Annotated in this window: 31 protein-coding genes; 14 read left to right on the plus strand and 17 right to left on the minus strand. The window is 68.9% G+C overall.

Features of this window, described 5'->3' with window-relative positions:
* The first annotated feature begins 12 nt into the window (after positions 1-12).
* On the plus strand, positions 13-879 hold the full coding sequence (locus BGO82_RS17410) for a hypothetical protein (protein WP_291306892.1): 867 nt from the start codon (positions 13-15) through the stop codon (positions 877-879).
* A 21-nt stretch (positions 880-900) separates the two neighbouring features.
* Here BGO82_RS17410 and BGO82_RS17415 read toward each other — a convergent pair whose 3' ends face one another.
* Together BGO82_RS17415 and nth are read right to left on the minus strand one after the other, a co-directional pair.
* Positions 901-1905, minus strand: coding sequence for an adenosine kinase (locus BGO82_RS17415; RefSeq protein WP_291306893.1), 1005 nt, complete (start codon positions 1903-1905; stop codon positions 901-903).
* Positions 1906-1996: 91 nt separating this feature from the next.
* Positions 1997-2695: an endonuclease III gene (gene nth / locus BGO82_RS17420; protein ID WP_291306894.1), complete on the minus strand. Its 699-nt coding sequence runs from the start codon at positions 2693-2695 to the stop codon at positions 1997-1999.
* A 36-nt stretch (positions 2696-2731) separates the two neighbouring features.
* Between nth and BGO82_RS17425 the strand changes: the two genes are divergently transcribed.
* Together BGO82_RS17425 and BGO82_RS17430 are read left to right on the plus strand one after the other, a co-directional pair.
* Positions 2732-3211: a DUF2244 domain-containing protein gene (locus tag BGO82_RS17425; protein ID WP_291306895.1), complete on the plus strand. Its 480-nt coding sequence runs from the start codon at positions 2732-2734 to the stop codon at positions 3209-3211.
* Between the two features lie 62 nt (positions 3212-3273).
* The gene (locus tag BGO82_RS17430; protein WP_291306896.1) at positions 3274-4143 is read left to right on the plus strand and encodes a bifunctional helix-turn-helix domain-containing protein/methylated-DNA--[protein]-cysteine S-methyltransferase; all 870 of its coding nucleotides are present in this window, start codon (positions 3274-3276) and stop codon (positions 4141-4143) included.
* A gap of 148 nt (positions 4144-4291) precedes the next feature.
* On the opposite strand, the gene BGO82_RS17435 is transcribed toward BGO82_RS17430, so the two are convergent.
* The 4 genes from BGO82_RS17435 to BGO82_RS17450 form a co-directional block, all read right to left on the minus strand.
* Entirely contained in the window at positions 4292-4906 is a 615-nt protein-coding gene (locus tag BGO82_RS17435) for a 2,3-bisphosphoglycerate-dependent phosphoglycerate mutase (RefSeq protein WP_291306897.1), read from the minus strand.
* A 5-nt stretch (positions 4907-4911) separates the two neighbouring features.
* Positions 4912-5724 carry a 4-hydroxy-tetrahydrodipicolinate reductase gene (gene dapB / locus BGO82_RS17440; RefSeq protein WP_291306898.1) on the minus strand — a complete coding sequence of 271 codons (813 nt, stop codon included), beginning with the start codon at positions 5722-5724 and terminating at the stop codon, positions 4912-4914.
* Between the two features lie 56 nt (positions 5725-5780).
* Positions 5781-6476 (minus strand): orotidine-5'-phosphate decarboxylase, encoded by a 696-nt coding sequence (gene pyrF / locus BGO82_RS17445; protein ID WP_291306899.1) that lies wholly within the window; start codon positions 6474-6476, stop codon positions 5781-5783.
* A 98-nt stretch (positions 6477-6574) separates the two neighbouring features.
* On the minus strand, positions 6575-7009 hold the full coding sequence (locus BGO82_RS17450) for an Ohr family peroxiredoxin (protein ID WP_291306900.1): 435 nt from the start codon (positions 7007-7009) through the stop codon (positions 6575-6577).
* 104 nt (positions 7010-7113) lie between these two features.
* Here BGO82_RS17450 and BGO82_RS17455 point away from each other — a divergent pair, with 104 nt between their 5' ends.
* From BGO82_RS17455 to BGO82_RS17465, 3 genes are read left to right on the plus strand one after another with little or no spacing between them, the layout of a single operon-like run.
* On the plus strand, positions 7114-7557 hold the full coding sequence (locus BGO82_RS17455; protein WP_291306901.1) for a MarR family transcriptional regulator: 444 nt from the start codon (positions 7114-7116) through the stop codon (positions 7555-7557).
* A gap of 48 nt (positions 7558-7605) precedes the next feature.
* Positions 7606-8265: a TMEM175 family protein gene (locus BGO82_RS17460; RefSeq protein WP_291306902.1), complete on the plus strand. Its 660-nt coding sequence runs from the start codon at positions 7606-7608 to the stop codon at positions 8263-8265.
* A complete protein-coding gene (locus BGO82_RS17465; protein WP_291306903.1) occupies positions 8255-8941 on the plus strand; it encodes a CPBP family intramembrane glutamic endopeptidase in 687 nt (228 codons plus the stop codon). The genes BGO82_RS17460 and BGO82_RS17465 overlap by 11 nt, the downstream gene beginning before the upstream one ends.
* Before the next feature lie 59 nt (positions 8942-9000).
* Here the strand turns inward: BGO82_RS17465 and BGO82_RS17470 are convergent, their stop codons facing one another.
* On the minus strand, positions 9001-9828 hold the full coding sequence (locus BGO82_RS17470; protein ID WP_291306904.1) for a DUF1295 domain-containing protein: 828 nt from the start codon (positions 9826-9828) through the stop codon (positions 9001-9003).
* Between the two features lie 152 nt (positions 9829-9980).
* Here BGO82_RS17470 and BGO82_RS17475 point away from each other — a divergent pair, with 152 nt between their 5' ends.
* The gene (locus BGO82_RS17475; RefSeq protein ID WP_291306905.1) at positions 9981-11213 is read left to right on the plus strand and encodes an MFS transporter; all 1233 of its coding nucleotides are present in this window, start codon (positions 9981-9983) and stop codon (positions 11211-11213) included.
* A gap of 566 nt (positions 11214-11779) precedes the next feature.
* Here the strand turns inward: BGO82_RS17475 and BGO82_RS17480 are convergent.
* Positions 11780-13303, minus strand: coding sequence for a YifB family Mg chelatase-like AAA ATPase (locus BGO82_RS17480; protein ID WP_291306906.1), 1524 nt, complete (start codon positions 13301-13303; stop codon positions 11780-11782).
* Between the two features lie 206 nt (positions 13304-13509).
* On the opposite strand from BGO82_RS17480, the gene BGO82_RS17485 reads away from it, so the two are divergent.
* Positions 13510-14364 (plus strand): GH25 family lysozyme, encoded by an 855-nt coding sequence (locus tag BGO82_RS17485; protein ID WP_291306907.1) that lies wholly within the window; start codon positions 13510-13512, stop codon positions 14362-14364.
* A 255-nt stretch (positions 14365-14619) separates the two neighbouring features.
* Here the strand turns inward: BGO82_RS17485 and BGO82_RS17490 are convergent, their stop codons facing one another.
* Entirely contained in the window at positions 14620-15279 is a 660-nt protein-coding gene (locus BGO82_RS17490; RefSeq protein ID WP_291306908.1) for a MarC family protein, read from the minus strand.
* 79 nt (positions 15280-15358) lie between these two features.
* Here BGO82_RS17490 and BGO82_RS17495 point away from each other — a divergent pair, with 79 nt between their 5' ends.
* Positions 15359-16375 carry a DUF930 domain-containing protein gene (locus tag BGO82_RS17495; protein ID WP_291306909.1) on the plus strand — a complete coding sequence of 339 codons (1017 nt, stop codon included), beginning with the start codon at positions 15359-15361 and terminating at the stop codon, positions 16373-16375.
* Positions 16376-16379: 4 nt separating this feature from the next.
* A complete protein-coding gene (locus BGO82_RS17500; RefSeq protein WP_291306910.1) occupies positions 16380-17090 on the plus strand; it encodes a DUF930 domain-containing protein in 711 nt (236 codons plus the stop codon).
* A 9-nt stretch (positions 17091-17099) separates the two neighbouring features.
* On the opposite strand, the gene gshB is transcribed toward BGO82_RS17500, so the two are convergent.
* From gshB to rsmI, 3 genes are read right to left on the minus strand one after another with little or no spacing between them, the layout of a single operon-like run.
* Positions 17100-18044: a glutathione synthase gene (gene gshB / locus BGO82_RS17505; protein WP_291306911.1), complete on the minus strand. Its 945-nt coding sequence runs from the start codon at positions 18042-18044 to the stop codon at positions 17100-17102.
* Entirely contained in the window at positions 18045-18440 is a 396-nt protein-coding gene (locus BGO82_RS17510; protein ID WP_291306912.1) for a YraN family protein, read from the minus strand.
* Entirely contained in the window at positions 18409-19290 is an 882-nt protein-coding gene (rsmI, locus tag BGO82_RS17515; RefSeq protein ID WP_291306913.1) for a 16S rRNA (cytidine(1402)-2'-O)-methyltransferase, read from the minus strand. Before rsmI ends, BGO82_RS17510 begins: the two co-directional genes overlap by 32 nt.
* Positions 19291-19394: 104 nt before the next feature.
* Here rsmI and BGO82_RS17520 point away from each other — a divergent pair, with 104 nt between their 5' ends.
* Positions 19395-20582, plus strand: coding sequence for a penicillin-binding protein activator (locus tag BGO82_RS17520; protein WP_291306914.1), 1188 nt, complete (start codon positions 19395-19397; stop codon positions 20580-20582).
* Between the two features lie 48 nt (positions 20583-20630).
* Entirely contained in the window at positions 20631-21674 is a 1044-nt protein-coding gene (gene rhuM / locus BGO82_RS17525) for a RhuM family protein (protein WP_291306915.1), read from the plus strand.
* Here the strand turns inward: rhuM and hemW are convergent.
* Genes hemW through rph form a run of 3 tightly spaced genes read right to left on the minus strand, consistent with a single transcriptional unit; the run spans position 21671 to position 24192 of the window.
* A complete protein-coding gene (gene hemW / locus BGO82_RS17530) occupies positions 21671-22843 on the minus strand; it encodes a radical SAM family heme chaperone HemW (RefSeq protein ID WP_291306916.1) in 1173 nt (390 codons plus the stop codon). The two genes, rhuM and hemW, sit on opposite strands and share 4 nt — an antisense overlap.
* Positions 22830-23483: a non-canonical purine NTP pyrophosphatase gene (locus tag BGO82_RS17535; RefSeq protein WP_291306917.1), complete on the minus strand. Its 654-nt coding sequence runs from the start codon at positions 23481-23483 to the stop codon at positions 22830-22832. The genes hemW and BGO82_RS17535 overlap by 14 nt, the downstream gene beginning before the upstream one ends.
* Positions 23476-24192: a ribonuclease PH gene (rph, locus tag BGO82_RS17540; protein WP_291306918.1), complete on the minus strand. Its 717-nt coding sequence runs from the start codon at positions 24190-24192 to the stop codon at positions 23476-23478. The genes BGO82_RS17535 and rph overlap by 8 nt, the downstream gene beginning before the upstream one ends.
* Positions 24193-24312: 120 nt before the next feature.
* On the opposite strand from rph, the gene hrcA reads away from it, so the two are divergent.
* Positions 24313-25404, plus strand: coding sequence for a heat-inducible transcriptional repressor HrcA (gene hrcA / locus BGO82_RS17545; RefSeq protein ID WP_291306919.1), 1092 nt, complete (start codon positions 24313-24315; stop codon positions 25402-25404).
* Between the two features lie 179 nt (positions 25405-25583).
* Positions 25584-26174: a nucleotide exchange factor GrpE gene (gene grpE, locus BGO82_RS17550; RefSeq protein ID WP_291306920.1), complete on the plus strand. Its 591-nt coding sequence runs from the start codon at positions 25584-25586 to the stop codon at positions 26172-26174.
* 24 nt (positions 26175-26198) lie between these two features.
* On the opposite strand, the gene BGO82_RS17555 is transcribed toward grpE, so the two are convergent.
* Positions 26199-26537 carry a transcriptional regulator gene (locus BGO82_RS17555; protein ID WP_291306921.1) on the minus strand — a complete coding sequence of 113 codons (339 nt, stop codon included), beginning with the start codon at positions 26535-26537 and terminating at the stop codon, positions 26199-26201.
* Positions 26534-26875, minus strand: coding sequence for a type II toxin-antitoxin system RelE/ParE family toxin (locus BGO82_RS17560; protein WP_291307569.1), 342 nt, complete (start codon positions 26873-26875; stop codon positions 26534-26536). The genes BGO82_RS17555 and BGO82_RS17560 overlap by 4 nt, the downstream gene beginning before the upstream one ends.
* Positions 26876-26911 lie beyond the last annotated feature (36 nt).

The following is a 26911-nucleotide window of genomic DNA, read 5'->3' on the forward strand; positions in this document are numbered from 1 at the left end:
AGGAGATTGCTTATGACCTTTGCATCGAACGCGCCGAAGGCGCTTGCCGTTGGCGCCGTATTGCTCGGCGCCCTGACCGTCACCGGGCCGGCCGCGGCCGCCGACAAGACGCAGATCCGGCATTTCGTCGACTGCCTGGGCTGGATGCTGTCCGACCCGGCGCTGCACGCCGCCAATTGCACGGCCGGCGGGGCGGCCGCCGCGCCCGACGGCGTCGCTATCGGCGATGCCGGCCATATGGGTTCGCCGATGAGCGGCAGCGCCATGGGTTCCGGCGGCTTCGGCGGCCTGATGGGCATGATGTTCGGCATGGGCAATACCGGCGGCACGGGTGGCACGGGTGGTCCCGCGGCGGCAGGCGGCAATGGCGCGATGGCCGGACATGGCGGCACTGGCGGCGCCGGGGGCAGCGGCGGCAATGGTGGCGGCCTGGGCGCCGCCGGCACGGGTGGCATGGGCGGCGCGGCCGGTGGCCAGGGTGGCGCCGGCGCGAATGGCGGCACCGGCGGCAAGGCCGGCGGCCAGGGTGGCGCCGGCACGAATGGCGGCATCGGTGGCACCGGCGGCAAGGGCGGTGACGCCGGCACCGGTGGCACGGGAGGCGCTGGCGGCAATGGCGCCGGCCTTGGCGGTGCCGGCACGGGTGGAACGGGCGGTAGCGCGGCCGGCGCCGGGGGCACCGGGGGTGCCGGCGGCACTGGTGGCGACGGCGGCAGGGGCGGCGATGCCGGCACCGGTGGCAACGGTGGCAATGGTGGCACCGGCGGAATCGGCGGCGCCGGTGGGAACGGCGGCATGTTCGGAACCGGCGGGACGGGTGGCCGTGGCGGCACCGGCGGGACGGGAGGAACCGGCGGCATCGGGGGCAGCGCCGGCTGAGGCCGCGCTCCCAGCCGGCGGCTAGATCCCGACCGTATGTTCCAGCGCCATCTGGTCGAGGGCGCGGATCGGGCGAGCGCCGATATGCGAGATCACCTCGCTGGCGGCGAGGCAGCCGGCGGCGAGCGCCGTCGTGAGGTCGCGCCCGCGCGCCAGGGCCAGGAGGAAGCCCGAAGCGAACAGATCGCCGGCGCCGGTCGCGTCCACCACCTGCGGCACCGGAAAGGCCGGCACCGTGACGATCTCGCCATTGTGCACCGCCATGGCGCCCTGCGCTCCCATGGTCACGGCGGCGAGGTCGCAATCCCGGGCGATCTGCTGCACCGCCTCGTGCAGGCTGTCGGTCTGGTACAGCGCCTTGGCCTCCTCGATGTTGGCGAAGACGTAGTCGATGGTTTTCGACCGCATCAGGTCGAGGAATTCCTCGCGGTAGCGGTTGACGCAGAACGGGTCGCTGAGGGTGAAGGCCGTCGGCCGCTCATGCTTGTGGGCATAATGCGACGCCAGCACGAACGCCTTCTTGGCCTCCGGCGGGTCCCACAGATAGCCCTCCATATAAGTCACCGCCGCGGCGCCGATCTCGGCTTCCTTGATGTCGGCGGTGGTGAGCTGCTGGCAGGCGCCCAGATAGGTGTTCATGGTGCGCTCGCCGCCCGGCGACACCAGGATCATCGAGCGCGCCGTGGCCGGCCCCTCGCCGAGCCGGCCGATGGAATAGTGCACGCCGATCTGCCGCAGATCGTCGGCGAACACGTCGCCCAGCGGATCGGCCGCCACCTTGCCGATGAATGCCGCGCGGCCGCCGAAGCTGGCGACGCCCGCCGCCGTATTGGCCGACGAGCCGCCGGAAACCTGGCGTTTCTGCCCGGGCATGCGCTCGTAGAGATAGGCCGAGCGCTCGGCGTCGACGAGATGCATGATGCCCTCGGCCATGCCCTCGCGCTCGAGGAAACCCGGATCGATCGGGGCGATCACGTCGACGATCGCGTTGCCGATGGTGAGCACGTCGAACTGTGTGTCAGCCATCGGCCGCCCTGAACTGTTGGTCCGGCGCGGAGATAGCGGGGATCAGGGGCGCGCGCAACCGTGGCGGCGCCGTGTTTCGCGGGGAGGGCGCCTAGACCGGCGCCCCGTCCCAGTCCTTCGGCGGCGGCGTCTTCGGCTCGAACCGGCACCATTCGGCGATGATGCAGCGGTAGCATTCCGGCTTGCGCGCCTTGCACACATAGCGCCCGTGTAGGATCAGCCAGTGATGCGCGTGCAGCAGATATTTCTGCGGCACCACCTCGAGCAGCCCGGTTTCCACCTCTAGCGGCGTCTTGCCGGGCGCCAGCATGGTGCGGTTGGCAACCCGGAACAGATGTGTGTCGACCGCGATGGTCGGCTGCCGGAAAGCGATGTTGAGCACCACATTGGCGGTCTTGCGGCCGACGCCGGGCAGCGATTCCAGCGCTTCGCGGTCGGCCGGCACCTCGCCGCCGAACCTGTCGACCAGGATCTGGCTCAGGGCGAAGACGTTTTTCGCCTTGGTGCGGTAAAGGCCGATGCTCTTGACCAGCTCGGTGATCCGCTCCACCCCGAGCTTCACCATCTTTTGCGGCGTGTCCGCCAGCTTGAACAGCGCCGGCGTCGCCTTGTTGACCCCGGCATCGGTCGCCTGCGCCGAGAGCACCACCGCCACCAGCAGGGTGAAGGGGTTGGTGGCGACCAGTTCGCCCTTGGGCTCGGGGTTATGGCGTGCAAAAGCCGCAAATACCGCCTCAACTTCTGCCGGCGTCAGACGTTGAGTTGATCGCCGGACAGGCGCCTTCGCCATTTTCAGCACTCCGATTCGGGGTCTATAGTCAGCGTGATGTCGACCAAAACTCAAGCCAAGCCGCTTTTCGCCGCGACCCTGACGCCGCACCGCTCGCTGACGCCCGCCGGCAAGCGCGTGGTGATCGGGCTGGTGGCGGCGCTGGCGCTGGTGCCGGGCCTGGTCTTCTACCTCGCCGGCGCCTGGCCGGTGGTGGGCTTCATGGGGCTCGACGTCCTCGCCATCTGGGCGGCGCTGACCATTTCGATGCGCGGCGGCAAGGCCTATGAGGTGATCACCCTGTGGCCGACGGCGCTCGAGCTCAAGAAGGTCGACGCCAAGGGCGGCGAGGAGGTGCTGAATTTCACCCCCAAGGCGGTGAAATTCCTCGTCGACCGCGACTACAACGAGCGCGTCACCGCCCTCTGGCTCAAGGCCGACAGCAAGAAGGTGCCGCTCGGCGCCTTCCTCAGCGCCGACGAAAAGCTGAGCCTGAGCAAGGTGTTCGGCACCGCCCTGCGCAAATCGCGGGTCTGACGCGGCGGCCCTTGCGGGGCCGTCAAAACCGGGTCGCGTCCGCGGGCGCGGAGGCCTATGTCATGGCCATCATGACAGAGCACCAGATGTTCACCCCCGCCGACGACTACGAGGCCGTGCGCGCCGCCATCGCCCATATCAGCGAAACCGGCGCCGAGGACCTCGATCTCGACCGCTTCGCGCGCTCGCTCGGGCTGAGCGAGCGGCAGCTCACCGATCTCTTCCGCCGCTGGTGCGGGCTGACGCCCAAGAGCTTCGCCCAGGCGGTGGCGCTCGACCATGCGCGGCGGCTCCTGGCCGACCGCAGCAGCGTGCTGTCGACCACCTACGCGGTCGGCCTCAGCTCCACCTCGCGCCTGCACGACCTGTTCGTCGCGCACGAGGCCATGCCGCCCGGCGCCTTCCGGCAGAAGGGCGAGGGCCTCGCCATGGTCTGGGGCGCCGCGCCCTCGCCGTTCGGCACGGCGGTGCTGGTGGTCACCGAATACGGCCTCGCCGGGCTCGGCTTCGCCGATGCGCAAATGAGCATCGAGGCGGCGTTCGAGGATCTGCGGGCGCGCTGGCCGAAGGCGCGGTTCCGGCGCGACGACGCCCGGGTGGCACCGGTGGCCGCCCGGGTCTTCGATCCGGCGCAATGGCACGCCGACCGGCCGGTGAAGGTGGTGCTGATCGGCACCGATTTCGAGGTCTCGGTGTGGGAGACGCTGCTCAAAATTCCGGTGGGCAAGGCGACCACCTACCAGAGCGTCGCCGCCCATATCGGTCGGCCCAGCGCCTCGCGCGCGGTCGGCGCCGCCGTCGGCAAGAACCCCATTTCATTCGTCGTGCCCTGCCACCGCGTGCTGGGTTCCACCGGGGCGCTGACCGGCTATCATTGGGGCGTGCCGCGCAAGCGCGCGATCCTGGGCTGGGAAGCGGGGGTAGCGGCGTAGGAAGAACAGGCGGCCCTCACCCGCCTTGCTGCGCAAGGCACCCTCTCCCCGGAGGGGAGAGGGGAGTCCCGACTGCCGTGCCTGCGGTTCCATCCTCCCCTCTCCCCCTTGGGGGAGAGGGTGGCCGCGCAGCGGCCGGGTGAGGGCCTTACAGCGCCACTTTTTCCTTGAGCTTGCCGCTCTTGCCGATGCGGTAGATCACCGGCTCGCCGGTGGCCAGCTCGCGCTTCAGGATCTCGTCGGGCGTCAGCCCCTCGATCGCCATCACCATCGAGCGCAGCGAATTGCCGTGCGCGGCGACCAGCACCGTCTCGCCCGCCTCGACCTGCGGCAGGATGTGCTTGTCGTAGTAGGGCAGCGTTCTGGTGGCGGTGTCCTTGAGCGATTCCCCGCCCGGCGGCGGCACGTCATAGGAGCGGCGCCAGACCAGCACCTGCTCCTCGCCCCATTTCGCCCGCGCGTCGTCCTTGTTGAGGCCGGCGAGGTCGCCATAGTCGCGCTCGTTCAGCGCCTGGTCGCGGGTGATCACCAAATTGACGATGCCGAGTTCTTCGAGGATCAGATCGAGCGTGTGCTGCGCCCGCTTCAGCGCCGAGGTGTAGAACACCGTTGGCGTGTAGCCGGCCGCCTTGAGCCGCTTTCCGGCGGCGCGTGCCTCGGCGATGCCCTGCTCGGTGAGGTCGGGGTTCTTCCAGCCGGTGAACAGATTCTTGAGGTTCCACTCGCTCTGTCCGTGACGGACGAGGATCAGCGTTCCGGCCATGTGCACTACTCCTTGAGGCCGAGCACGTCGGCCATGTCGTAAAATCCCGGCGGCTGGTCCCTGGCCCACAGCGCCGCCCGCACCGCGCCCGCCGCGAACATGCCGCGGTCGGTGGCGCGATGCACGATCTCGATGCGCTCGGTGTCGCCCACGAACAGCACCGTATGCTCGCCGATGACGTTGCCGCCGCGCAGCGTCGCAAAGCCGATGCTGCCGGGCACGCGCGGGCCCGTATGGCCCTCGCGCGAGCGCACCGCGTTGGCGTCGAAATCCACCTCGCGGCCCTCGGCGGCGGCCTGCCCCAGCAGCAGCGCCGTGCCCGAGGGTGCGTCGACCTTGCGGTTGTGGTGCATTTCGAGCACCTCGACATCGTAGTCGGGCAGCGCACGCGCCACCTGCTTCACCAGCCCCGCCAGCAGATTGACGCCGAGCGAGAAATTGCCGGTCTTGACGATGCGCGCCCCGGCCGAGCCGGATTTGGCGATGGCCCAGTCTTCCTCGCGCGTGCAGCCGGTGGTGCCGATGATGTCGACCAGACCGCGCGCCGCCGCGAGCTCGGCCAGCATCACGCTGACCGCCGGACCGGTGAAATCGATGATGGCGTCGGCGCCGCCGACCGCCGCCTCCGGGTCGTCGCCGACCACGACGCCCAATGCGCCGAGCCCCGCCAGCTCGCCGGCGTCACGGCCGATGGCCGGCGATCCGGGCCGCTCGAAGGCGGCATGGACGACCATGCCGGGGGTGGCGGCGACGGCGCGGATGTTGGCGGCGCCCATGCGGCCGCCGGCTCCGGCGATGGCTATTCTGAGGTCGGTCATGCTCTCTCTTTAGCCACATCGCCATTGCGGCGAAAGCGGGAAGCACGGACTCGCGATCAGACGATGCGGTGGCCGGCCATCTCGGCGACGATGCGGCGTGCCGCTTCCGCCGGGTCGGGCGCCGCGGTGATCGGCCGGCCGACCACCAGATGGCTGGCGCCGGCGGCGATCGCCTCGGCCGGGCCCATCACGCGCTTCTGGTCGCCCGCCGCCTCGCCTTTGGGGCGGATGCCGGGGGTGACGATGGCCATCGCCGGGCCGACCAGGGCCCGCACGGTTTCCGCCTCGCGCGGCGAGCACACCAGCCCGCCGATGCCCGCCGCCTTGGCCTGGCCGGCGCGCAGTGCCACCAGCCCGGCGGTGTCGCGGGCAAATCCGGCTTCGGCCACGTCGGCATCGTCCATCGAGGTCAGCACCGAGACCCCGAGGATGGTGAGCCCCGAGCCGGCGGCCGCCTTCGCCGCCGCCCGCATGCATTGCGGATAGGCGTGCACGGTCAGCATGCTGGCGCCGGTCCGCGCGATCGCGGCGGTGCCGCGCTCGACCGTATTGTCGATGTCGAGCAGCTTGAGGTCGAAGAACACGCGCTTGCCGGCCGCGATCAGCGCCTTGCCGAACGCCAGGCCGTCGCCGCCATAGGTGAGCTGGTAGCCGATCTTGTAGAAATCGACGGTGTCGCCGAGCCGCGCGACCAGCGCTTCGGCCTCGGCCCGGCTGTCGAGATCGAGGGCGACGATCAGCGTTGCGGCCATGGCGGTCTCCCCGTTTGGCCGCTGATGCCTGAGTCAGGCGGCGAACGCAAGGGGCGCGCCGCCGTGCCCATCCGGCCGCAGCGGCGGGGTACGGGGCCTCAGCCCTCGGCGCGCAGCTCCACCTCGTGGGCGAAGCGGATCAGATTGGAATAGGGGCAGATGTCGTGCGCCAGCTTCATGTTGGCTTCGATGTCGGCCTTCGACCAGCCCGGCACCCGCGCCGTGAGCACCGGAACGATGGCGAAGCCGACCTTGTCCTCGCGATCGGCGAAGCTCACGTCGGCGCTGACCTCGGCGCCCTCGGGCAGCGTCTTGCCCTGCCGCCGGGCGGCATTGACCATGGCGCCGAGGAAGCACGCCGAATAGCCCAGCGAGAACAGCTGCTCGGGGTTGGTGCCCGGGCCGTCGTCGCCGCCCATCGCCTTGGGCACCGACAGCTTGACGGCCACCTTGCCGTCGTCGGTGCGTGCCTCGCCATTGCCGCGGCCGCCATGCGTCGCGGTGCCGTGTGCGGTGTAAAGGATCTTGGTCATGCTCAAATGCCTTGTGCAATGCTTGGGAACGCCGACCGCTGTAGCGCGGATATCAATTGCGTGCAATCCAATTGTGTGCAATTCATCGCGACATGGAGGCTCCGATGGCGAAATCCCTCAGGCTCGAGGACCAGCTCTGCTTTTCGATCTATGCGGCGGGCCACGCCTTCAACCGCTTCTACAAGCCGCTGCTCGGCCCGCTGGGCCTCACCTATCCGCAATATCTGGTGCTGCTGGCGCTGTGGGAGGCCGACGGCCTGCCGCTCAAGGCCATCGGCGACCGGCTCGGCCTCGATTCCGGCACGCTGACGCCGCTGCTGCGCCGCATGGAGCAGGCCGGCCTCGTCAGCCGCAGCCGCGATGTGCAGGACGAGCGCGTGCTGCGCGTCCACCTCACCGCCCGGGGCCGCCGGCTCGAAGCCCGCGCCGCCGGCTTCCCGCAGCGGATCGGCGCCGCCGCCAATTGCTCGGCCGCCGAGCTCGACGCCCTGCGCCGGCTGCTGTTTTCCCTGCGCGACGACCTCGACGCGGCGACGCAGGCCGCCTGAGCCGGCGGCGCCGTTGCAAACTGGCGAACGCTGTTTTACCAAGGCGGCATGGGCGATGACGAAAATCCCAATGCGCGCCTCCTGGCGCTGTCCGACGGCGTGATCGCCGTCGCCATCACGCTCCTGGTGCTCGACATCCGCCTGCCCGAGGGCTTCGGCGAGTATTCCGACGCCGAGCTGTGGACGGCGCTGGTGGCGCTGTGGCCGCGGCTGCTCGCCTATCTGCTGAGCTTTTACGTCATCGCCAATTTCTGGCTGTCGCATCGCTCCAAATTCAACCACATCCTCAAGACCGACGGCCGGCTGATGTGGATCAACATGCTGTTCCTGCTGACCGTGGGGCTGGTGCCGTTCACCACCAACCTCATCGCCGAAAGCGGCGGCAGCGTCTCGACCATGATCTACGCCGCCTCCATGGCGGTGAGCGGCCTGTCGCTCGCCGGCACCTGGCTCTATGCCGACGTCAACGGCCTGATCGACCCCAAGATGACCCGCGAGGAGCGGCGCGACAACCTGCGCGCGACGCTGCTGATCTCGCTGATCTTCGCCATCTCCATCCCGCTGTCGCTGGCGCATGCCGACGCCGCCAAATATTTCTGGATCGTGCTGTGGCCGGCGGGCATCGTGCTCCGCTGGTGGTCCCGCTACCGCTGGAACCAGGCGCATCCGGGGGTGCCGTATCCGGAGCACCGGCGCCATGCCGACTGATCTCACCCGCACCCTGCTCGTCTGGCTGGCCTGGCTCGCCGTCACGCTCGGCGTCTATTTCATCCTGCAGGCGGTGCTGCCGGGCATGGCGCCGCGGCTGGCCTCGCTGTGGATCATCGCCATCGTCGCGCTGCTGCTCGCCGCCGGCGTGAGCGCGCTGCACTGGTGGCGCGCCGTCGGCTACACGCCGCCGGCCGCATGGCGCGACACCGCCTGGCTGGCGGTGCCGGCGCTGCTGACGCTGCTGCCACTCGTCACCGGCATCAAGCCGCTCGAGACCGACACCCTGCTGCTGCTGCTCGCCGGCTATGCGCTGACCGGCTTTGCCGAAGAGACGATGTTCCGCGGCGTGCTGGTCAAGCTGCTGGAGCGGCGCTCGCCCATGGCCATCGCCGCCATCACCGCCATCCTGTTCGGCCTCGTCCATCTCAGCAACATCGTCATCCGCGGCAACGTGCCGGTGATCGCGGCGCAGGCGGTGGGCGCCGCCGCCTTCGGCTTCGGCTATGCCGCGCTCCGGCAGCGCACCGGCACCGTGGTGCCGCTGATCGTCACCCACATGCTGACCGACCTGTTCCTGCAGCTGGGCAATTTGCCGCTGATCCCGGTGGCGGTGGTGCAGGACGTCATCCTGTTCGGCGTCGGCCTCTACCTGCTGCGCGGCCGTGCCGGCTGAAGCGTTTCCAGGAAAAGTGGCAACGGTTTTCCGGTTCGGAAACGCGAAAAACAAAGGCTCTAGCCCAGATAGATCCTGAGCCGGCGCAGCGAATAGAGCGGCAGCAGCGGAATGAGGATCGGCACGCGCTCGACGTAGTCGCGATAGGCCGGCTCGCCGCCATAGCGCTCGGCCTGCTTGAGCTCGAGCCGCCGCGCCGAGCCCAGCATGATGAGCTCGATGCAGACGAGCCCGATGCCGGCGATCAGCCAGGCGCCGAGGCTGCGATAGGCCGAGAGGCCGGCGACGAACCCGCCGAGCCAGAACAGCATCTCGCCGAAATAATTGGGGCAGCGGACGATGGCATAGAGCCCCTGCCGCATGAAGGCGCGCGGGTTCGCCGCCTTGAAGCGCGATTTCTGCCAGTCGGCCAGGGCTTCGAGCAGCAGCCCCGCCAGCATGATGGCGACGCCCGCCGGCAGCGACGGCACCGCCGCGCCGGCCGCCGCCTGCACCAGGCCGAACAGCGCCGGCGAGGCCATCGCCACATAGAGCGCCGAGACGCTGACCCAGATGGCGAACTTCACCGGCCCGGCGATGCCGGCGCTGCGCGCCCGGGAGGCCTCGAGCTCGCGGGCGAAGGAGCTGGCCCGCTCGCGCCCGATGAGATAGCCGCCGAGCCGGAGGCCGTAGGCGAACAGCAGCACCAGCTGCGCCACCAGCCAGAACGACAGCGCTTCCCGGTAGAGCAGCGCGAACAGCAGCGCCTGGGCGGCGATAAAAAAACCGTAGCCGAGGCTGATGAACCAGTCGACGCGGCGGAAGCCGAGCGCCGAAATGGCGAGGCAGAGCAGGAGCGACAGGCCCAGCGCGGCCCAGGGAAGATCGGCGAAAAGCAGCTCACTCATGGCGAATTTGAACGCACGGCGGCCGGCGGCGGATCACCGTCCAGCCCGCGAATGCATCGACTTTGAACACCTTGTGACATTGCCCGGCTGGCGCCGCAGCGCAAGGCGGCGCTATAGGGGATCGTCCTTCCCCGGGCATCGCCCCAGATTTCATGTCAGACACCACCGCTCCATCGGGCTCGCTGTTCGCCCATCGCCCCTTCCTGTTCTTCATGGCCTCGCGGGCCCTGTCCTCGATGGCGTTCCAGGGCACCGGCGTCGCCATCGGCTGGCTGGTCTACGACCAGACGCGCAACCCGTTCGACCTCGGCCTCATCGGGCTCTGCCAGTTCCTGCCCATGGTGGTGCTGACCTTCGTGGTCGGCCACGTCGCCGACCAGTTCGACCGCCGCCGCATCGGCTTCGTCTGCCAGGTGGTCGAGGCGGTGACCCTGCTGCTGGTGCTGCTCGGCGTCTGGCAGGGCTGGCTGGGCATCGCCGGCATCTTCGTGGCGGTGACGCTGCTCGGCGCCACCCAGGCCTTCGAGCGTCCCACCATGGCGGCGCTGCTGCCCGCCATCGTGCCGGCCGCCGCGCTGCCGCGCGCCATCGCCAACTCCACCTCGGTGATGCAGACGGCGCTGGTGATCGGCCCGTCGCTGGCCGGCCTGCTCTACGGCGTCGGGCCGGTGGTGCCGTTCGCCGTGGCCACCGCGATGTTCGCGCTCGCCAGCCTCGCCGTCATCGCCATCCCGCATCCGGGCGCCGTGCCCAAGCGCGAGCCGGTGACGCTGGGCTCGGTGTTCGCTGGCGCGGCCTTCATCCGTTCGAAGCCGGTGATGCTGGGCACCATCTCGCTCGATCTGTTCGCGGTGCTGCTCGGCGGCGCCACGGCGCTGCTGCCGGTGTTCGCCCGCGACATCCTCGAGGCCGGCCCCGTCGGGCTGGGCCTGCTGCGCACCTCGCCCGCCATCGGCGCCGTCGCCATGTCGCTGCTGCTCGGGCGCTTCCCCATCACCCGCAATGTCGGCAAGACCATGCTGATCGCCGTCGCCATCTTCGGCGCCGCCACCATCGTCTTCGCCTTCTCGCGCAGCGTGGCGCTGTCGGTCGCGATGCTCTTGGTGCTGGGTGCCGCCGACACCATCAGCGTCGTCGTCCGTACCTCGCTGGTGCAATTGTGGACGCCCGACGCCATGCGCGGCCGCGTCAACGCCATCAACTCGCTGTTCATCGGCACCTCCAACCAGCTCGGCGAGTTCGAATCCGGTACCCTCGCCGCGCTCGTCGGCCCGGTCGCGGCAGTGGCGCTGGGCGGCGTCGGCACCATCGCCGTGGTGCTGCTGTGGACGAAACTGTTCCCGGCGCTGCCCAAGGTGCAGACCTTCGAGCAGCCTGAGCGCTAACAGTCAGCGTGTGCCTACTTGGTGAGGCCGAGGCGCTGCTCGGCGCATGTGGTCACGGAAGGATTGCTTGCACGATCACAAGCGGTGAGTCGGCGAGATATTCACGACAAGGATAGGGGTATCCGGTGTCGGTATGGGGGGCCAGCATATTGCCCTGCCAGTATCTTCTCGCCCAATCTAAGTTGACTGATGTTTGGGGGTTTTGCGGCGAGACCAATCGCCAGTCTGTGCTGTGGCCCGGTGCGGCTGGATACTGAAGAGCTACCTCGTAGGGAATGAGTATCCGGGGCACCTGCGAGTTGACTTGACCTCGGTAGAACTGAGCCTCAACGAGATTGTCAAAATAGAACGCTGCATTGAGCCTTGAGGGTAATTTGGGAAATGAATCCTGTCGAACCTGTTCCAGCGCGGACTCGTAAACCCACCGTGTGTGCCCCGGTCCTGTCGCGGCAATTGTGCGCCCCCAATTACCGGGCAAGATCACTGCACCAGGCTCAAGCCAAGTGCTGGCTAGGTGGTAAAATGGCACGTGTAGATCTCCCTTGCAGCGACATACTTACGTTGATTCAACTCCCGGCAAAATTCAGCCGGTAGCTCAGGGCTTCGGCGATGTGCGGGCGGGTGACTTTTTCGCTCTGCGCCAGGTCGGCGAGGGTGCGGGCGACCTTCAGCACGCGGTGATAGGCGCGGGCCGAGAGCGAGAAGCGCTCCGCCGCCTGCAGCAGCAGCGCCTGGCTGTCGCGGTCGGGGTCGACCAGCGTTTCGATCAGGCTGGCGGGCGCCGCGGCGTTGGTGAACACGCCGGGGTGCCCGGCCTCGCGATAGCGCCGGCGCTGCGTGTCGCGCGCCGCGCGCACCCGCGCCGCCACCGCCGCCGACGGCTCGCCGGTAGCCGGCCCGATCATGTCGGCGGCGCTCACCGCCGGCACGTCGATGCGCAGGTCGATGCGGTCGAGGAACGGGCCGGAGACGCGCGACTGGTAGTCGGCGCGGCAGGCGTCGCCGCGCTTGCAGGTGTGCCCCGGCGTGCCGGCGAGGCCGCATTTGCACGGGTTCATCGCCGCGACGAGCTGGAAGCGCGCCGGAAAGGTGACGCGCGCATTGGCGCGGGCGATCACCGTCTCGCCGCTCTCGAGCGGCTGCCGCAGGCTGTCGAGCACCGAGGGCGCAAACTCCGGCAGCTCGTCGAGGAATAGAACGCCGTTATGGGCAAGGCTGGCCTCGCCCGGTCGCACCTTGAGCCCGCCGCCCACCAGCGCCGCCATCGAGGCCGAATGGTGCGGCGCGCGGAACGGCCGGCGGTCGGACAGCGCTCCGCCGGCGAGCTCGCCGGCGATCGAGGCGATCATCGACACGTCGAGCAGCTCGCGCGGATCGAGCGGCGGCAGGATCGAGGGCAGGCGCTGCGCCAGCATCGACTTGCCGGCGCCGGGCGGCCCGACCATCAGCAAATTGTGGCCGCCGGCCGCCGCCACCTCCAGCGCCCGCCGCGCCACCTCCTGGCCGCGCACGTCGCCGAGGTCGGGCAGTCCCGCCGCGAGCTCGCGCCGCCGCGGCACCGGCCGGGGGCAGAGCTGGTAGCCGCCCAGGTGGTTGACCAGCGCCAGCAGCGTTTCGGGCGCCACGATCTCGATGTCGTCGCCCGCCCACGCCGCCTCCGGCCCCGAGGGCGCCGGGCAGATGATACCGAGGTCGCGCCCGTGCGCCGCGATCGCGGCCGGCAGCACCCCGTCGACGCGCGCCAGCCGGCCGTCGAGCCCGAGCTCGCCGATCGCCACATAGCCGTCGAGCGCGTCGGCGGGGAAGGCGCCGATGGTGGCCATCAGCGCCAGCGCGATCGGCAGATCGTAATGGCTGCCCTCCTTGGGCAGATCGGCCGGCGCCAGGTTCACGACGATGCGCCGCGGCGGCAGGCTGAGCCCCGACGAGATCAGCGCCGCCTTGACCCGCTCGCCCGCCTCCTTGATCGCCTTGTCGGGCAGCCCGACGATGACCACGCCCGGCGGCAGGCCGCTGGTGATCTGCGCCTGCACGTCCACCGGCACGGCCTCGATGCCCTGGAACGCCACGGTCTGCACGCGGGCAACCATCGGACCCCCCATCCGTCGGGCAAACCCTAACAAGCGTGGTTAAGGCCCGCAAGAACGTTCCGGGAACAGCGCCGCAGCGCCGCGTTCACGGCCTCTTTTCGGCCGTTAACCATGCTGGAATTTCAATGGGTTAGCGCAAGGTTTCGTTTACTGAGCCATGTTGAATCGAAGGCGAGTTTCATTTTTGCCACGCGCCCCGAAAAGCCATGGTCACTGCTGCTGTCCGCCCGCAATTGCCGTCTCTGCTCAAGCTTGCCGCCGTCGCGGCGGTGCTGGCGATCCTGTCGGCCTGCGCCCAGAGCCCGGTGGGCATCCGCAGCGAGGTCGGCCCGCCGATCCACGGCGACAACCGCCCGCATCCGGGCGTGGCGCGCGCCCGCGCGCTGCCGATCCAGGGCATGGACGTGGCGCGCTACCAGGGCGCCATCGACTACGCCAAGGTGCGCGCCGCCGGGGTGCATTTCGTCTACATGAAGGCGACCGAGGGCAAGGACTATGTCGACCCGGCCTTCGCCGCCAACTGGCGCAAGGCGCGCGCCTCGGGCATGGCGCATGGCGCCTACCACTTCATGACCTGGTGCTCGACCGCGGCGCAGCAGGCGGCGTGGTTCGTCAAGAACGTGCCGCAGGATCCCACCGCGCTGCCGCCGGTGCTCGATCTCGAATGGAACCACGGCAGCTCGTGCAAGAACAAATTCCCCAAGGCCGACGTGCTCGAAAAGATCCGCGTCATGCTCAAGGCCATGGAGCAGCACACCGGCAAGCTGCCGATCATCTATACCGACATGACCTTCCACCACGACATCCTCGAGGGCGAGCATTTCGACAACGCGTTCTGGCTGCGCTCCACCGCCGCCGAGCCGCCCGAGCGCTACGGCAACCGCCGCTGGATGCTGTGGCAGTGGACGCAGACCGGCGTGCTCAACGGCGTCGTCGGCGAGGTCGACCGCAACGCCTTCTACGGCGACGAGAACGACTGGACGGTGTTCCTGCTCACCGGCTGCGACCCGCGCGTGGTCGACGCGCTGGGGCCGGAAGGCCGCTGCCAATTGGTGAAATGACGCTTCAGCCGCCTTGCGGGGCGGCGGGCGCCGGCCTAGCCTGACGCTTCGTATTCGCCGGCGCGGCCGGCCTCCACAGGAAGGGAGACAGACATGGCCAAGGGTCAGGTTCGCAAGCAGAAAGAAGCCAAGAAGCCCAAGAAGGAAAAGCCCAAGGTCCTGGCGACGGCCGGCCTCAGCACGCCGGCGCCCGCCGTCGGCAAGAAGAAATAGGGCGCAGCGCCCGCAGGGCCGCCTCCGGGCGGCCTTGTCGTTCTAGCTGCCGGTCGTCGCCGCCGCTGCCGCGGCGAACAGGCCGGAGGTCTTGAGCCCGTCGATCAGGAACTGCATGGCGAGCGCCGCGAGCAGCACGCCGACGACGCGGCCCACCACCGCCAGCCCGGTGAGCCCCAGGAGCCGCTGGATCGGGATCGCCACCAGCATCGCCAGGTAGCACAGCAGCAGGATGGCGAGCAGCGCCACCACCACCTCGACCCATTCGAGCGTGAACAGTCCGGCAGGCGTCGCCAGCAGGATCACGCCGGAGATGGCGCCCGGCCCGGCGATCAGCGGCGTCGCCAGCGGGAACACCGAGATGTCGGGGCGGGTGCGCGCCTCGTTCTCTTCCTCCGCGGTGGTGCCGGTGCCGCCCGAATGGCGGGCGAACACCATGTCGATCGAGATCAGCAGCAGCAGCACGCCGCCCGCGATCCGCAGCGCCGGCAGCGTGATGCCGAAAATCCCGAGCAGCGCCTGCCCGAACACGGCAAAGAACAGCAGGATACCGGTGGCGATCAGGATGCCGCGCAGCGCGAATACCCGCCGCTCGGTGCGCGTGCTGCGCTCGGTCAGCGCCGCATAGACGAGGATCAGATCGGCCGGCCCAAGCACGGCGAAGAAGGTGGACAGGGCCAGCAGCAGGGTATCGAGACGCATGCCGGCCAGCATGGCGCAAGCCGCGCCGAAAGGCGAGCCATCTCGCAATCGCCGCGATCCTCATGGCAAGCTCGCCGGCATGAGCGACGCCGCCCCCGACAGCCTGATCGCGCCTCCGGTGGCGCCGCGCGACCGGCGGATCGTGGCGACCGCCATGGTGTCGGTGGCGCTGCATCTGGTCCTGATCGGCTGGCTGGTGCTGCCGCGGCTGCCTCTGCCCGAGCCGTCCGACCCGCCCGCCATCGCCGTTGAGCTGGTGCCGCCGGCGGCGTTGTCGTCGGCCGAGCTGCCGTCCTCGTCCGCCGCGCCGCCGGTGTCGTCCGCGGAACCCGCCTCGGCCCCGTCGTCCGAGGCGCCGTCCTCGGCCGAACCGCCCTTGTCGGAACCGGCGGCGTCATCGCAGGAGCCGTCATCCGCCGCCACTTCGTCCGCCGCCGAATCCGCCTCCGCGTCGGAACCGCCATCCTCGGTCGCGCCGCCGGTTCCCGCCGCCCGGCCGATCGTCATTCCCGTCGGGCCGAGCGCCTCCGCTTCCGAGGCGTCGTCGGCCGAAGCCGCGTCCGCTTCGGAGGAGGTGTCCTCGGCCGCCTCCGAGCCGCTCTCCTCGGCGGAGGCAAGCGCCGCGGACGCGGTCTCGGCGCTCGCCACCACCGATCCCGCTGCCGGCGACAGCATCGCCGAGCCGGGCGAAACGGCCACGCCCCCGCCGTCGCTGGCCGGCGCGCTGCATGCCGCCAAGCGCTTCTATCTCGATGCGGTGCTCGATGCGCCGGCCATGGCCCGGGCGCGCGAGGCGATCAAAAAGCTGCCGCCGGAAAAGCGTCTGGTGCAGACCTGCAACATCGAGGCGGTGGGCCAGCTCGGCAATGCCGGCCGCGGCTTTTCGCCCGACGCGGTGGTCGCCAACGCCTTCGTTCCGCCGGTCGTGTCGGGGTCGAGCTTCACCGTCACGGGCGGCGCGTTCCGCTCGGGCGGCAAATGGTATGCGCTCGCCTATGCCTGCACGCTCAGCCACGACATGGATGCGGTGACTGCCTTCTCCTATCGCATCGGCGCCGACGTCACCGCCACGCTCAAGCCGAAGATGGGCGGCTAGCGCCATGACCGACCTCGCCGCCGAGGCGCGCCTGCTGCTGCTGCCCGACCGCCGCCTCGCCGCAGGCACGCTGGCCTCGCTGCTCGCGCATGGCGCGCTGCTCGCGGCGCTGCTGCTGCTGACGCCGCTCAAGCAGATGGTGGTGCCGCCGCCGCGGCCGGTGTCGGTCGAGATCGTGACCGATGCCGAGCTCGCGGCGCTGGAGCAGCCGGCGCAGACGCCGGAGCTGACCGCGCCGACCGGCGCCGGCGCGGCCGCGCCACCATCCACCGCCGCGCCGGCGCAAAAAAACCCGGGGGCGCCGCCTTCGACCATCCTCGGCGTCCACATCGCCACCGATTTCTACGCCGGCGGCATCCTCGCCGAGCCGGGCATGGCGAAAATGAAGCGCACGCTCGAAAGCTTCGCCCCCAGCGAGCGGCTGGTGCAATTGTGCAATATCGAAGGGCTCGAGCAGATCCGGCGCGGCGCCCCCGACTACGATCCCGACACGCTGGTCACCTACGCCATGTCCGATCCGCTGGTCGCCGGGCTGACGCTGACGGCGCCCGGCGCCGCCTTCCGATCGCGCCGCAAATGGTATGGGGTCGCGGTCAGATGCACCGTCGCCGCCGACCTCGAAAGCGTCACCGGCTTCGAGTTCCGCCTCGGCAAGCCCATCCCGCAAAGCGAATGGGAGGCGCACAACCTCAACGCCGAGGACAGCGACGAATAGCTTAGCTGCTCAGGCGCGGCGCTTTTCGATGGCGTCCCAGATCATCGGCGCGATGTCGGGGCCGCCGAAGCGCTTGATCTCGCGGATGCCGGTGGGCGAGGTGACGTTGATCTCGGTGAGGTAGCCGCCGATCACGTCGATGCCGACGAAGATCATGTCGAGCGCCTTGAGCCGCGGCGCGATGGCGGCGCAGATCTCGCGCTCGCGCGCGGTCAGCGGGCTGAGCTCGGCGCGCCCGCCCACATGCATGTTGGCGCGCGCCTCGCCGTCCGAGGGCACGCGGTTGAGCCCCGCCACCGCCTCGCCGTCGACAATGATGATGCGCTTGTCGCCCTGGCGCACCTCCGGCAGATAGCGCTGCACCATGAAGGGCTCGCGGAACGCCGTCTCGAACAGCTCGAGCAGGCTCACGAGGTTGTGGCTGCCCTCCTCGATGAAGAACACCCCGGCGCCGCCATTGCCGTAGAGCGGCTTGACGATGATGTTGCCATGCTCTTTGCGGAACTCCTGGATCAATTGCCGGTCGCGCGTCACCAGCGTCGGCGGCATCAGCTCGGGAAATTCGGTGACCAGGATCTTTTCGGGCGAATTGCGCACCGCCGCCGGCGGGTTCACCACATAGGTGCGCGGGTGGATGCGCTCCAGCATGTGGGTGATGGTGGTGTAATTCATGTCGAAGGGCGGGTCCTGCCGCATCAGCACCACGTCGTATTCGGCAAGGTTGCGCCGCCTGGCCTCGCCCAGCCGGTAGTGCTCGCCCCTGGGCTTGTCGAACACCTCGACCGGCGCCACCTCCGCCGACAGCACATTGTCGCGCAGGCCGAGCGAGCCGACGGTGTAATAGTCGAGCCGGTGGCCGCGCGCCTGCGCCTCCAGCATCATGGCGAAGGTCGAATCCCCGACCGGGTTGATCGAGGCGATGGGGTCCATCTGGACGGCGACGCTGAGGCTCATTCACGCAATTCCGGTGGCATCGAAGGCGCTGACGATGTGGCGCGGCCAGGCGAAGGGCGCAAGGAAAATCACGTCGAAGCGCAATCCGCCCCCGGCGTAGCGCGGATTGCGGATCAGCCAGGCCTGCGCCGCCCGCACGATGCGCCTGCGGTTGACCGCCGCCAGCGCGTCGGCTTCCTGGTGCGAGAAGCTGCGCGTCTTGACCTCGACGAACACGACCGTGCCGCCGCGCCGGACGACTAGGTCGATCTCGCCCACCGGGGTCTTCACCCGCCGCGCCAGGACGCGATAGCCCTGCGCCATCAGGTACAGCGCCGCCAGCGTCTCGCCGCGGCGGCCGGCGCCCTCGGCAAATTTGCGGTACTCACTCTTTGGCTTTGAGGGCGAGCGCGGCATCGTAGACGTCCTTGCGCTTGAGGCCGAACTGCGCGGCGACGGCGTCGACCGCCGAGCGCAGCGGCTGCGTCGCCATGGCCTCGGCCAGCGCCGCCGTCCATTGCTCCTCGCTCACTGCAGCTTCGGTGGCCCCGGCCACCACGATCACCGCCTCGCCCCTGGGGTCGGCCTCGCCGAATTGCTGCGCCAGATCGCCGAGCGGCGCGCGGAACACCCGCTCGAACTTTTTGGTGAGCTCGAGCGCCACCACGCCGACGCGCTCGGCGCCGAAGACCTTGGCCATGCCGGCAAGGCTGTCGCCCAGCCGCCGCGGCGATTCGTAGAACACCAGCGTCTCGCGCCGGCCGGCCAGATGCCGCAGCGCCTGCTCCCGCGCCTCGGCCCGCGGTGGCAGGAAGCCGAAAAACCCGAAGGCATCGGTCGGCAGCCCGGCCACCGCCAGCGCCGCCAGCAGCGCCGAGGCGCCCGGCGCCGCGAACACCGGCAGCCCGTCTTCGCGCGCCGCCCGCACCAGCGGAAAGCCGGGGTCGGAGAGCAGCGGCGTCCCCGCGTCCGAGATCAGCGCCACCCGCCCGCCGCGCCTGAGATCGTCGAGGATGGTGTCGACCAGCGCCCGCTCATTGTGCTCGTGCAGCGCCTTGCGCGGCGTGGTGATGCCGAAATGTTCGAGCAGGCGGGCGCTGGTGCGGGTATCTTCGCAGTAGACGACGTCGGCCCCCGCCAGCGTCTCGAGCCCGCGCAGCGTCATGTCGCGCAGATTTCCGATCGGCGTCGCCACCACGTAGAGGCCCGGCGCCAGCTCGGGTGCGTCGAACGCCGTCCCGGCGATGAAATAGCGGCGCTCGTGCACGAGCCGGCTCCTGGCCTCAGACGGAGCCTTTAGTCTTTAAGGACCCCCCGGCGTTTTGTATAGAACGGGAGGGACGGGTGCGAGGGCAGGGGAATCACTTCGATTTGACAGGGCTATCGGTGACGCGCCGGCAGGCGCTGTTGGGCGGCCTGTCGCTCCTGACGCTGTCGGGCTGCTCGAGCTTCGACCTCAACCTGCCGCGCCTCGGCGGACCCAGCGCGCCCTCCGCCCCCGCGGTGAACGGCCAGACCATCGGCAGCGGCCCGGTCCGCGTCGCCATGCTGCTGCCGCTGAGCGGCGATGTGGCGCTCGGCAAGGTCGCGACCTCCATGCAGAACGGCGCCATCCTCGCCATGGAGTTCGTGTCGTCCAACCCCAACATGGCCGACAACATCACCCTGGTGGTCAAGGACACCGGCCCCTCGGCGCGGGGTGCCGCCGCCGCCGCGAGCCAGGCGGTGGCCGAGGGCGCGAGCCTGATCCTCGGGCCGCTCAAGGCCGACCAGGTGAGCGCCGCCGGCAGCGTGGCGCGCTCCGCCGGCATTCCGCTGATCGGCTTTTCCAACAATTCCGGCGCCGCCGCGCCCGGCGTCTATCTGCTCAACGTGCTGCCCGAAAGCGAGGCCAGGCGCTCGCTCGCCTACGCCAAGGCGCAGGGGCGCCAGGCGCTGGCCGGTATCTTTCCCAACAACGATTTCGGCCGCATCCAGCAGGCCGCCTTCCAGCAGGCGGCCGCCGATCTGGGCCTCAGGATCGTCGGCATGTATTCGTTCGGCTCCGAGGCCGAGGCCCGCAATGTCGTCGCCCAGATCGGCCCGACGCTCAGCGCCCGGCAGGTCGACACGCTGTTCTTGCCCGACCGCGCCACCGCCCCGAGCTTCGGTGTGCTGCTGCAGCAGGCCAACATCCCTGCCGGCGGCCAGCTCATCGTCGGCTCGGCCGACTGGAACGGCGATCCACAGATCCTGGCGACGCCCTATCTCGACGGCGCCATCTATCCGGCGCTCGACGACAAGGGCTACCAGGCCATCCTGCCGCAATACCAGCAGCGCTTCGGCGGCGCGCCGCACCCGCTGGTCACCATCGCCTACACCGCCGTGGTGCTCGCCAACGCCTCGACCCTCAGCATGGCGCAGCCCAAATACAACGCCGCTCTGCTCACCGCCCCCGGCGGCTTCAACGGCCGCGACGGCGTTTTCCGCTTTTTGAGCGACGGCCGCAGCCAGTTCGCCCTGGTGGTCAAGAAGATCAGCAACGGCACCGCGCAGGTGGCGGACGGCGCGAAGCTGTAGCTGCATGTTTATGGTTTGTTCCTGGCGGTTTTTGCCCTATGCTCGGGCATGGGCGACAGCAGCATCGAACGGCCGGACGAGCCGGTTCATCTCACCGAAGATGCACAGACCGGCGACCGGTTCCTGGTCTACGGCACGGCGAAAGGTCTGAGACTCGACATCCGCTATGCCGGCGACACCCTGTGGATGACCCAGGCCCAGATCGGCGAACTGTTCGGCAAGGACGTCTCCACCGTCTCCCGGCACATCGCGAATGTGCTCCAGGAGGGTGAACTCGACGACACTTGTTTGCAGAAAGCGCAAACAAGTGGCGGTCGCCCGGCGGTGCTTTACAGCCTGGATATGGTCATCTCCGTCGGCTACCGCGTGTCCTCGACCCAGGCGACCCTGTTCCGCAAATGGGCGACGCAGAAGCTGGTGCAGTTTGCAACCCGCGGATTCGTTGTCGATGCCGAGCGGCTGAAGCGGCCCGGCAATGCCGACCGCATCGCCGAACTCCGCGAGATCATCCGCGATATCCGGGCGGACGAGGCCAATGTCTATCGCGAGTTGCGCAGCATCTGTGCGCTGTGCCAGGACTATGACGGCGCCTCGGAGGCGTGGCGTGAGTTCTACCAGCTGACGCAGGCCAAGCTCGTCTATGCCGTCACCTCGCACACCCCGGCCGAGATCGTTGCCAGCCGCGCTGATGCCCGGCAGCCCAATATGGGCCTCACCAACTGGCCGAACGAGAACATTCGGAAAGAGGACACCGCCACCTCCAAGAATTATCTCGCCGACGCCGAGATCAGGGAGCTCAACCGGCTGACCACGATCCTGCTCGACATCTTCGAGGATCAGGCGGAGTTGGGGCGGCTGGTGCTCATGCGGGATGTCGAGCACCTGCTCGACCAGCAGCTGCGCTCGCTCCACCGCACGGTCCTGTCGCATGGCGGCCGGATGAAAATGTCCGACGCCAAAGAGCTGGCCGCCCGGCAATACGAGACATTCAGCGCTGCGCGCAAACTGGCGCGCCACAAGGACGCCGACGAGGTCATCTCGGCGCTGGTCAAGGCAGAAAAGGCGCTGCCCAGGCGGCCTCGCAAAAGCTAAGCCGCCAGATCCGCCACAACGGCGTCGAGCACCGGCCAGCCCTTGTCGGTGACGCGCAGATTGCCGTTCGGCAGGGTTTCGACGAAGCCGATGCGTTTGAGCTCGTCGATCTGGCGCTGCTCGATGCGGCGGCCGCTGAGCGTGGCGAAGCGGTTGGGGTCGATGCCTTCGCGCAGCCGAAGGCCCATCACCAGCAGCTCGTCGCCTTCCTCTTCCCAGGTGAGGATATCGTCGGTGGCCATGCCGTGGCCGCGCGCCAGAACCTTGTTCTGCCACTCGAAGGGCAGCTTCTCGACCGCGGTGGCGTGGCGCTGCCCGTCGATCAGAAGCCGGCCGTGCGCGCCCGGGCCAACGCCGGCATATTCGCCGTAGCGCCAGTAGATGAGGTTGTGGATCGATTCCTGCCCCGGCCGGGCGTGGTTGGAAATCTCGTAGGCCGGCAGGCCGGCGGCGCGCGTCAGCTCCTGCGTCAGCTCGTAGAAATCGGCGCTCAGATCCTCGTCGGGCATCTTGAGCTTGCCGCTGTTCCACAGATCGAAATAGCGCGTCCCCATCTCGATGGTGAGCTGGTAGAGCGAGATGTGGCCTTCGGCCATCCACAGCGCTTCCTTGAGCTCGTCCTCCCAATCGCTCAAGGACTGCTTGGGCCGTGCGTAGATGAGGTCGAAGCTCGAGCGCGGGAAGATCGATTGCGCGAGGCGTACGGCGCGGATTGCCTCGTCGACCGTGTGGCGGCGGCCGAGCTCGGCGAGCGGGCCTTCGCGCAGCGACTGCACCCCCAGCGACACGCGGTTGACGCCGGCCGAACGATAGCCGCGGAACCGCTCCGCTTCGACCGAGGTCGGGTTGGCTTCGAGCGTGATCTCGGCGTCTGGAGCAATGGTCCAGTTCTGTGCGATGCTGCCGAGGATGGCATCCACCGAGCGCGGGTCCATCAGCGACGGCGTGCCGCCGCCGAAAAAGATCGAGCGCACCGTGCGGCCCCTGGTCAGCCGCGCGAAATGGCCGATCTCCTGCCTGTACGCCTCGACATAGGCGGCTTCGTCGAATTCGCCGCGGTGCACGTGCGAATTGAAGTCGCAATACGGGCACTTCGCCGCGCAGAACGGCCAGTGCACATAGACGCCGAACAGCCCGTTGGAGCGCCCGGTGGCGTCAGGACTGCTCAATCGCGCCCTCCACGAATTTGGCGAAGGCGCGGGCGCGGTGGCTGAGGCCGACCTGCCCCGGCGCCCAGCTGTGCTTGGCCGAAGACGGCATCTCGCCGAAGGTGATGTCGAAGCCGTCGGGCATGAACATCGGGTCGAACCCGAACCCCTTGTCGCCGCGCGGCGGCCACACCATGGTGCCGCTCACCTGCCCGACATAGAGGTCGTCGCGCCCGTCCGGATGCGCGAGGCAGAGCGTGGCGTTGAACGAACCCTTGCGCAGCCCGGGCGAATTGGCGCCAATCGCCTGCAGCCGGTCCTCGACCCGCCGCATCGCCATCTGGTAGTCGCGCCCGGTCGGCGTCGCCGCCCAATCGGCGGTATAGACCCCCGGCTCGCCGCCGAGCGCATCGACGCACAGGCCGGAATCGTCGGCCAGCGCCACCATGCCGGCCGCGCTGGCCGCCGCATGCGCCTTGAGCCGTGCATTCTCGACGAAGCTGGTTCCGGTCTCCTCCGGCTCGGGCAGGCCGAGATCCTTGGCCGAGATCAACACGATGCCGAGCGGCGAGAACAGCTCGCGGAATTCGGCGAGCTTGCCGGCATTGTGCGTTGCGATCAGCAGCTTTTCGCCGCGCTTGAGCCGGGGGAGGTTAGCCATCGAGCGCTGCCTGCTGCAATTGCGTCAGCTCGCCGATGCCCTTCTCGGCCAGCGCCATCAGCGCCGCGAGCTCCTCGCGGGTAAACGGCGTCTGCTCGGCGGTGCCCTGGATCTCGACGAAGCGGCCGGCGCCAGTGAGCACGAAATTGGCGTCGGTCTCGGCCTCCACGTCCTCGAGATAATCGAGGTCGAGCACCGGCGTGCCGCGATAGATGCCGCACGAGATGGCGGCCACCGAATCGCGCAGCGGCTCGCCGCGCGTCAGCGAGCGGGCCTTGAGCCACTGCACCGCATCGTAAAGCGCGATATAGGCGCCGGTGATCGAGGCGGTGCGGGTGCCGCCATCGGCCTCCAGCACGTCGCAATCGAGCGTGATCTGGTTCTCGCCGAGCGCATGCATGTCGACCACGGCGCGCAAGCTGCGGCCGATCAGCCGCTGGATTTCCTGCGTCCGGCCCGATTGCTTGCCGGTCGCCGCCTCGCGCTTGGTGCGGCTGCCGGTCGAGCGCGGCAGCATGCCGTATTCGGCGGTGACCCAGCCGAGTCCGGAACCGCGCCGCCAGCTCGGCAGGCTGGTTTCGACCGACGCCGTCACGTGCACCTTGGTGTTGCCGAAGCTGACGAGGCAGCTTCCCTCGGCCTTCTGCGCCACGTTGCGCTCGATCCTGACGGCGCGCATCTGGTCTGGGCTGCGGCCGGAAGGGCGCATCGGACAACTCTCGGGTCAATCAACGTTAACCGCCTCTTAACCCTCGCGCCCGGCCCCGACAACCCGGCCCCGCCTTTCATCGACCGGCGTTTTTGCCTAGATGGTTACAGGCGCAATTTGATGGAAAACCCCGGCCCGCTGATGGCGAAGATCCCCGACGATTTCCTGCAGAGCCTAAACGCCCGCAGCCAGGACATCTTCCGCAAGATCGTCGAGCGTTACCTCGAGACCGGCTCGCCGGTCGGCTCGCGCGATCTGAGCCGCATGCTGGCGGTGGGGCTGTCGCCGGCCTCGGTGCGCAACGTCATGGCCGATCTCGAGGATCTGGGGCTGATCGCGGCGCCGCACACCTCGGCCGGGCGGCAGCCGACGCAGCAGGGCCTGCGCTTTTTCGTCGACGCCATGCTCGAAGTGGGGGCGGTGGACGAGGCCGAGCGCAGCCAGATCGCCCGCCAGATCGAGAGCCAGCACCAGAGCCTCGAGGAGATGCTCACCGAGGCCTCCTCGCTGCTGAGCGGGCTCAGCCACGGCGCCGGCGTGGTCATCGCCGCCAAAGCCGACATGGTCCTGCGGCACGTCGAATTCGTGCGCCTCGACGCCAACCAGGCCATGGCCATCCTGGTCGGCCAGGACGGCACCGTGGAAAACCGCGTCGTGCCGCTGCCGCCGGGCCTCACCGCCTCGGCGCTGACGCAGGCCTCCAACTATCTCGCCACCATCGCGGTCGGCCGCACCCTGGCCGAGGCGCGCGCCGAAGTGACGCGCCAGCGCGCCCAGCGCATCGCCGAGCTCGATGAATTGACGCAGCGGCTGGTCGACACCGGCCTCGCCACCCTCAGCGAGGGCAGCACGGCGCAGGCGCCCACCGTCATCGTGCGCGGCCGCTCCAACCTGCTCAACGACGCCATGGAATCCGAGGAGCTCAACCGCATGCGCCGGCTGTTCGACGAGCTCGAACGCCAGGACGGGCTGATCGACCTGCTCGGCGACGCCGAGACCGCCGACGGCGTGCGCATCTTCATCGGCAGCGAGAACAAGCTGTTCTCGCTCTCCGGCTCGTCGGTGATCCTTTCCCCCTATCGCGACGCCAGCGAGAAGGTCATCGGCGTGCTCGGCGTCATCGGCCCCACCCGCCTCAACTATTCCCGCATCGTCCCGGTGGTCGACTATACCGCCCAGGCCATCTCTGCCGTGATGGCGCGGAAGAAATAGTGGCGCGCGCGGCAGTAAAAGGATGTGCGGCCGTAGCCGGGGTGCTGCTGGCCGGGCCTTTGTTCATCCCCGTCCGACGTGCGATCCCTGACGTAGGGTTGAATCTTTCGCCCATCTGGCCGATATCCCGGGTCAAATCGCCGGAACGTCCGGCCAATCCCCAAGTTACAGGACCTGTTATGAGCGACGACACCATGGCGCAGGACGGGTTTGAGCCCCGGCCCGAGATCGAGACGCCGGCGCCCGAAGCCGATCCCGTCGAGGCGCTGCAGAAGGAAAATGCCGATCTCAAGGACCGGCTGCTGCGGCTGGCGGCCGAAATGGAAAATCTGCGCAAGCGCATGGGCCGCGAGATCGAGGACACCCGCGCCTACGCCATCACCAAATTCGCCCGCGACATGCTGACGGCCACCGATTCGCTGAGCCGCGCCCTCGTCGTGCTGCCGGCGGAAACCCGCGACACCGCCGATGGTGCGCTCAAATCGCTGATCGACGGCATCGAGCTCACCGAGCGCGAGATGCAGCGGCTGCTCGCCGTGCACGGCGTCAAGCCGATCGAGGCCGAGGGCCAGAAATTCGATCCGCACAAGCACCAGGCGATGTTCGAGGTGCCCGATCCGACGCGCCCCGAAGGCACCGTGGTGCAGGTGGTGCAGACCGGCTACGCCATCGGCAACCGCGTGCTGCGGCCCGCCATGGTCGGCATCGCCAAGGGCGGCCCCGCCGCCGCCCCTCCCGCCGGCGAGGCCCACATCGACAAGAACGCCTGAACGGTGGTGACCCGCGGGCAGATGCTACGCCCGTTTGGCTGGCAGCGAGTCCGTGGGCTTTCGCGGCGCGCGACGCTTTGTATTCAGGGCTCGTAGCACGGCCTCCGGCTCGTGATCGATTACGGTCAAAAAGACCCGCGACGGCGCATCGACCGGAAAACGCCCTTGTTCCCAATCGCGTATCCGGCCAACGGAGAAGCCGAACGTTTCGGCAAATTTCGGCTGCGAGAAATTGAGCTTTTGCCGGATCGCTTTGACATCGACCTGGTCCGGGATGTGAACGGCGAAACCTTTCCGCTCGCCCTTTAGAAAATCTTCGACCTCATCGAGGCCGCTCATGATCATGTCGAAGGTCTTGGTCATTCCAGCTCAGCTTTCTTCGGGTAGCTCTCGGACATCGTCTTCAGCCGCTTGGCTATGGCAGCACGCTCGGCCGGAGTGATGTTTTCCTTCTGGTTCTTCGCGAACACGCCGACCAGGAACACCGGAAGCGCCGCCGACACATAGTAGGACAGGACGCGATAACCGCCTCGCTTGCCGCCGCCCGGACGCGCGAACCGGAACTTGCGCAGGCCTCCCGTTCCAACAACGAGTTCACCGAGGCTCGGGTCGAGCCCGACAGCCGTAACAATGTCGTACCGCACCGCGTCGGAGACGCCTGCGGCCTTTGCCGTCGCCAAATAGCCGGGCGTCTCGACCACGGTCTGCAAGTCAGGAGTATACGGGATACCCGTAGA

This window comes from Devosia sp. 67-54, assembly GCF_001899075.1.
Classification (GTDB): Bacteria; Pseudomonadota; Alphaproteobacteria; order Rhizobiales; family Devosiaceae; genus Devosia_A.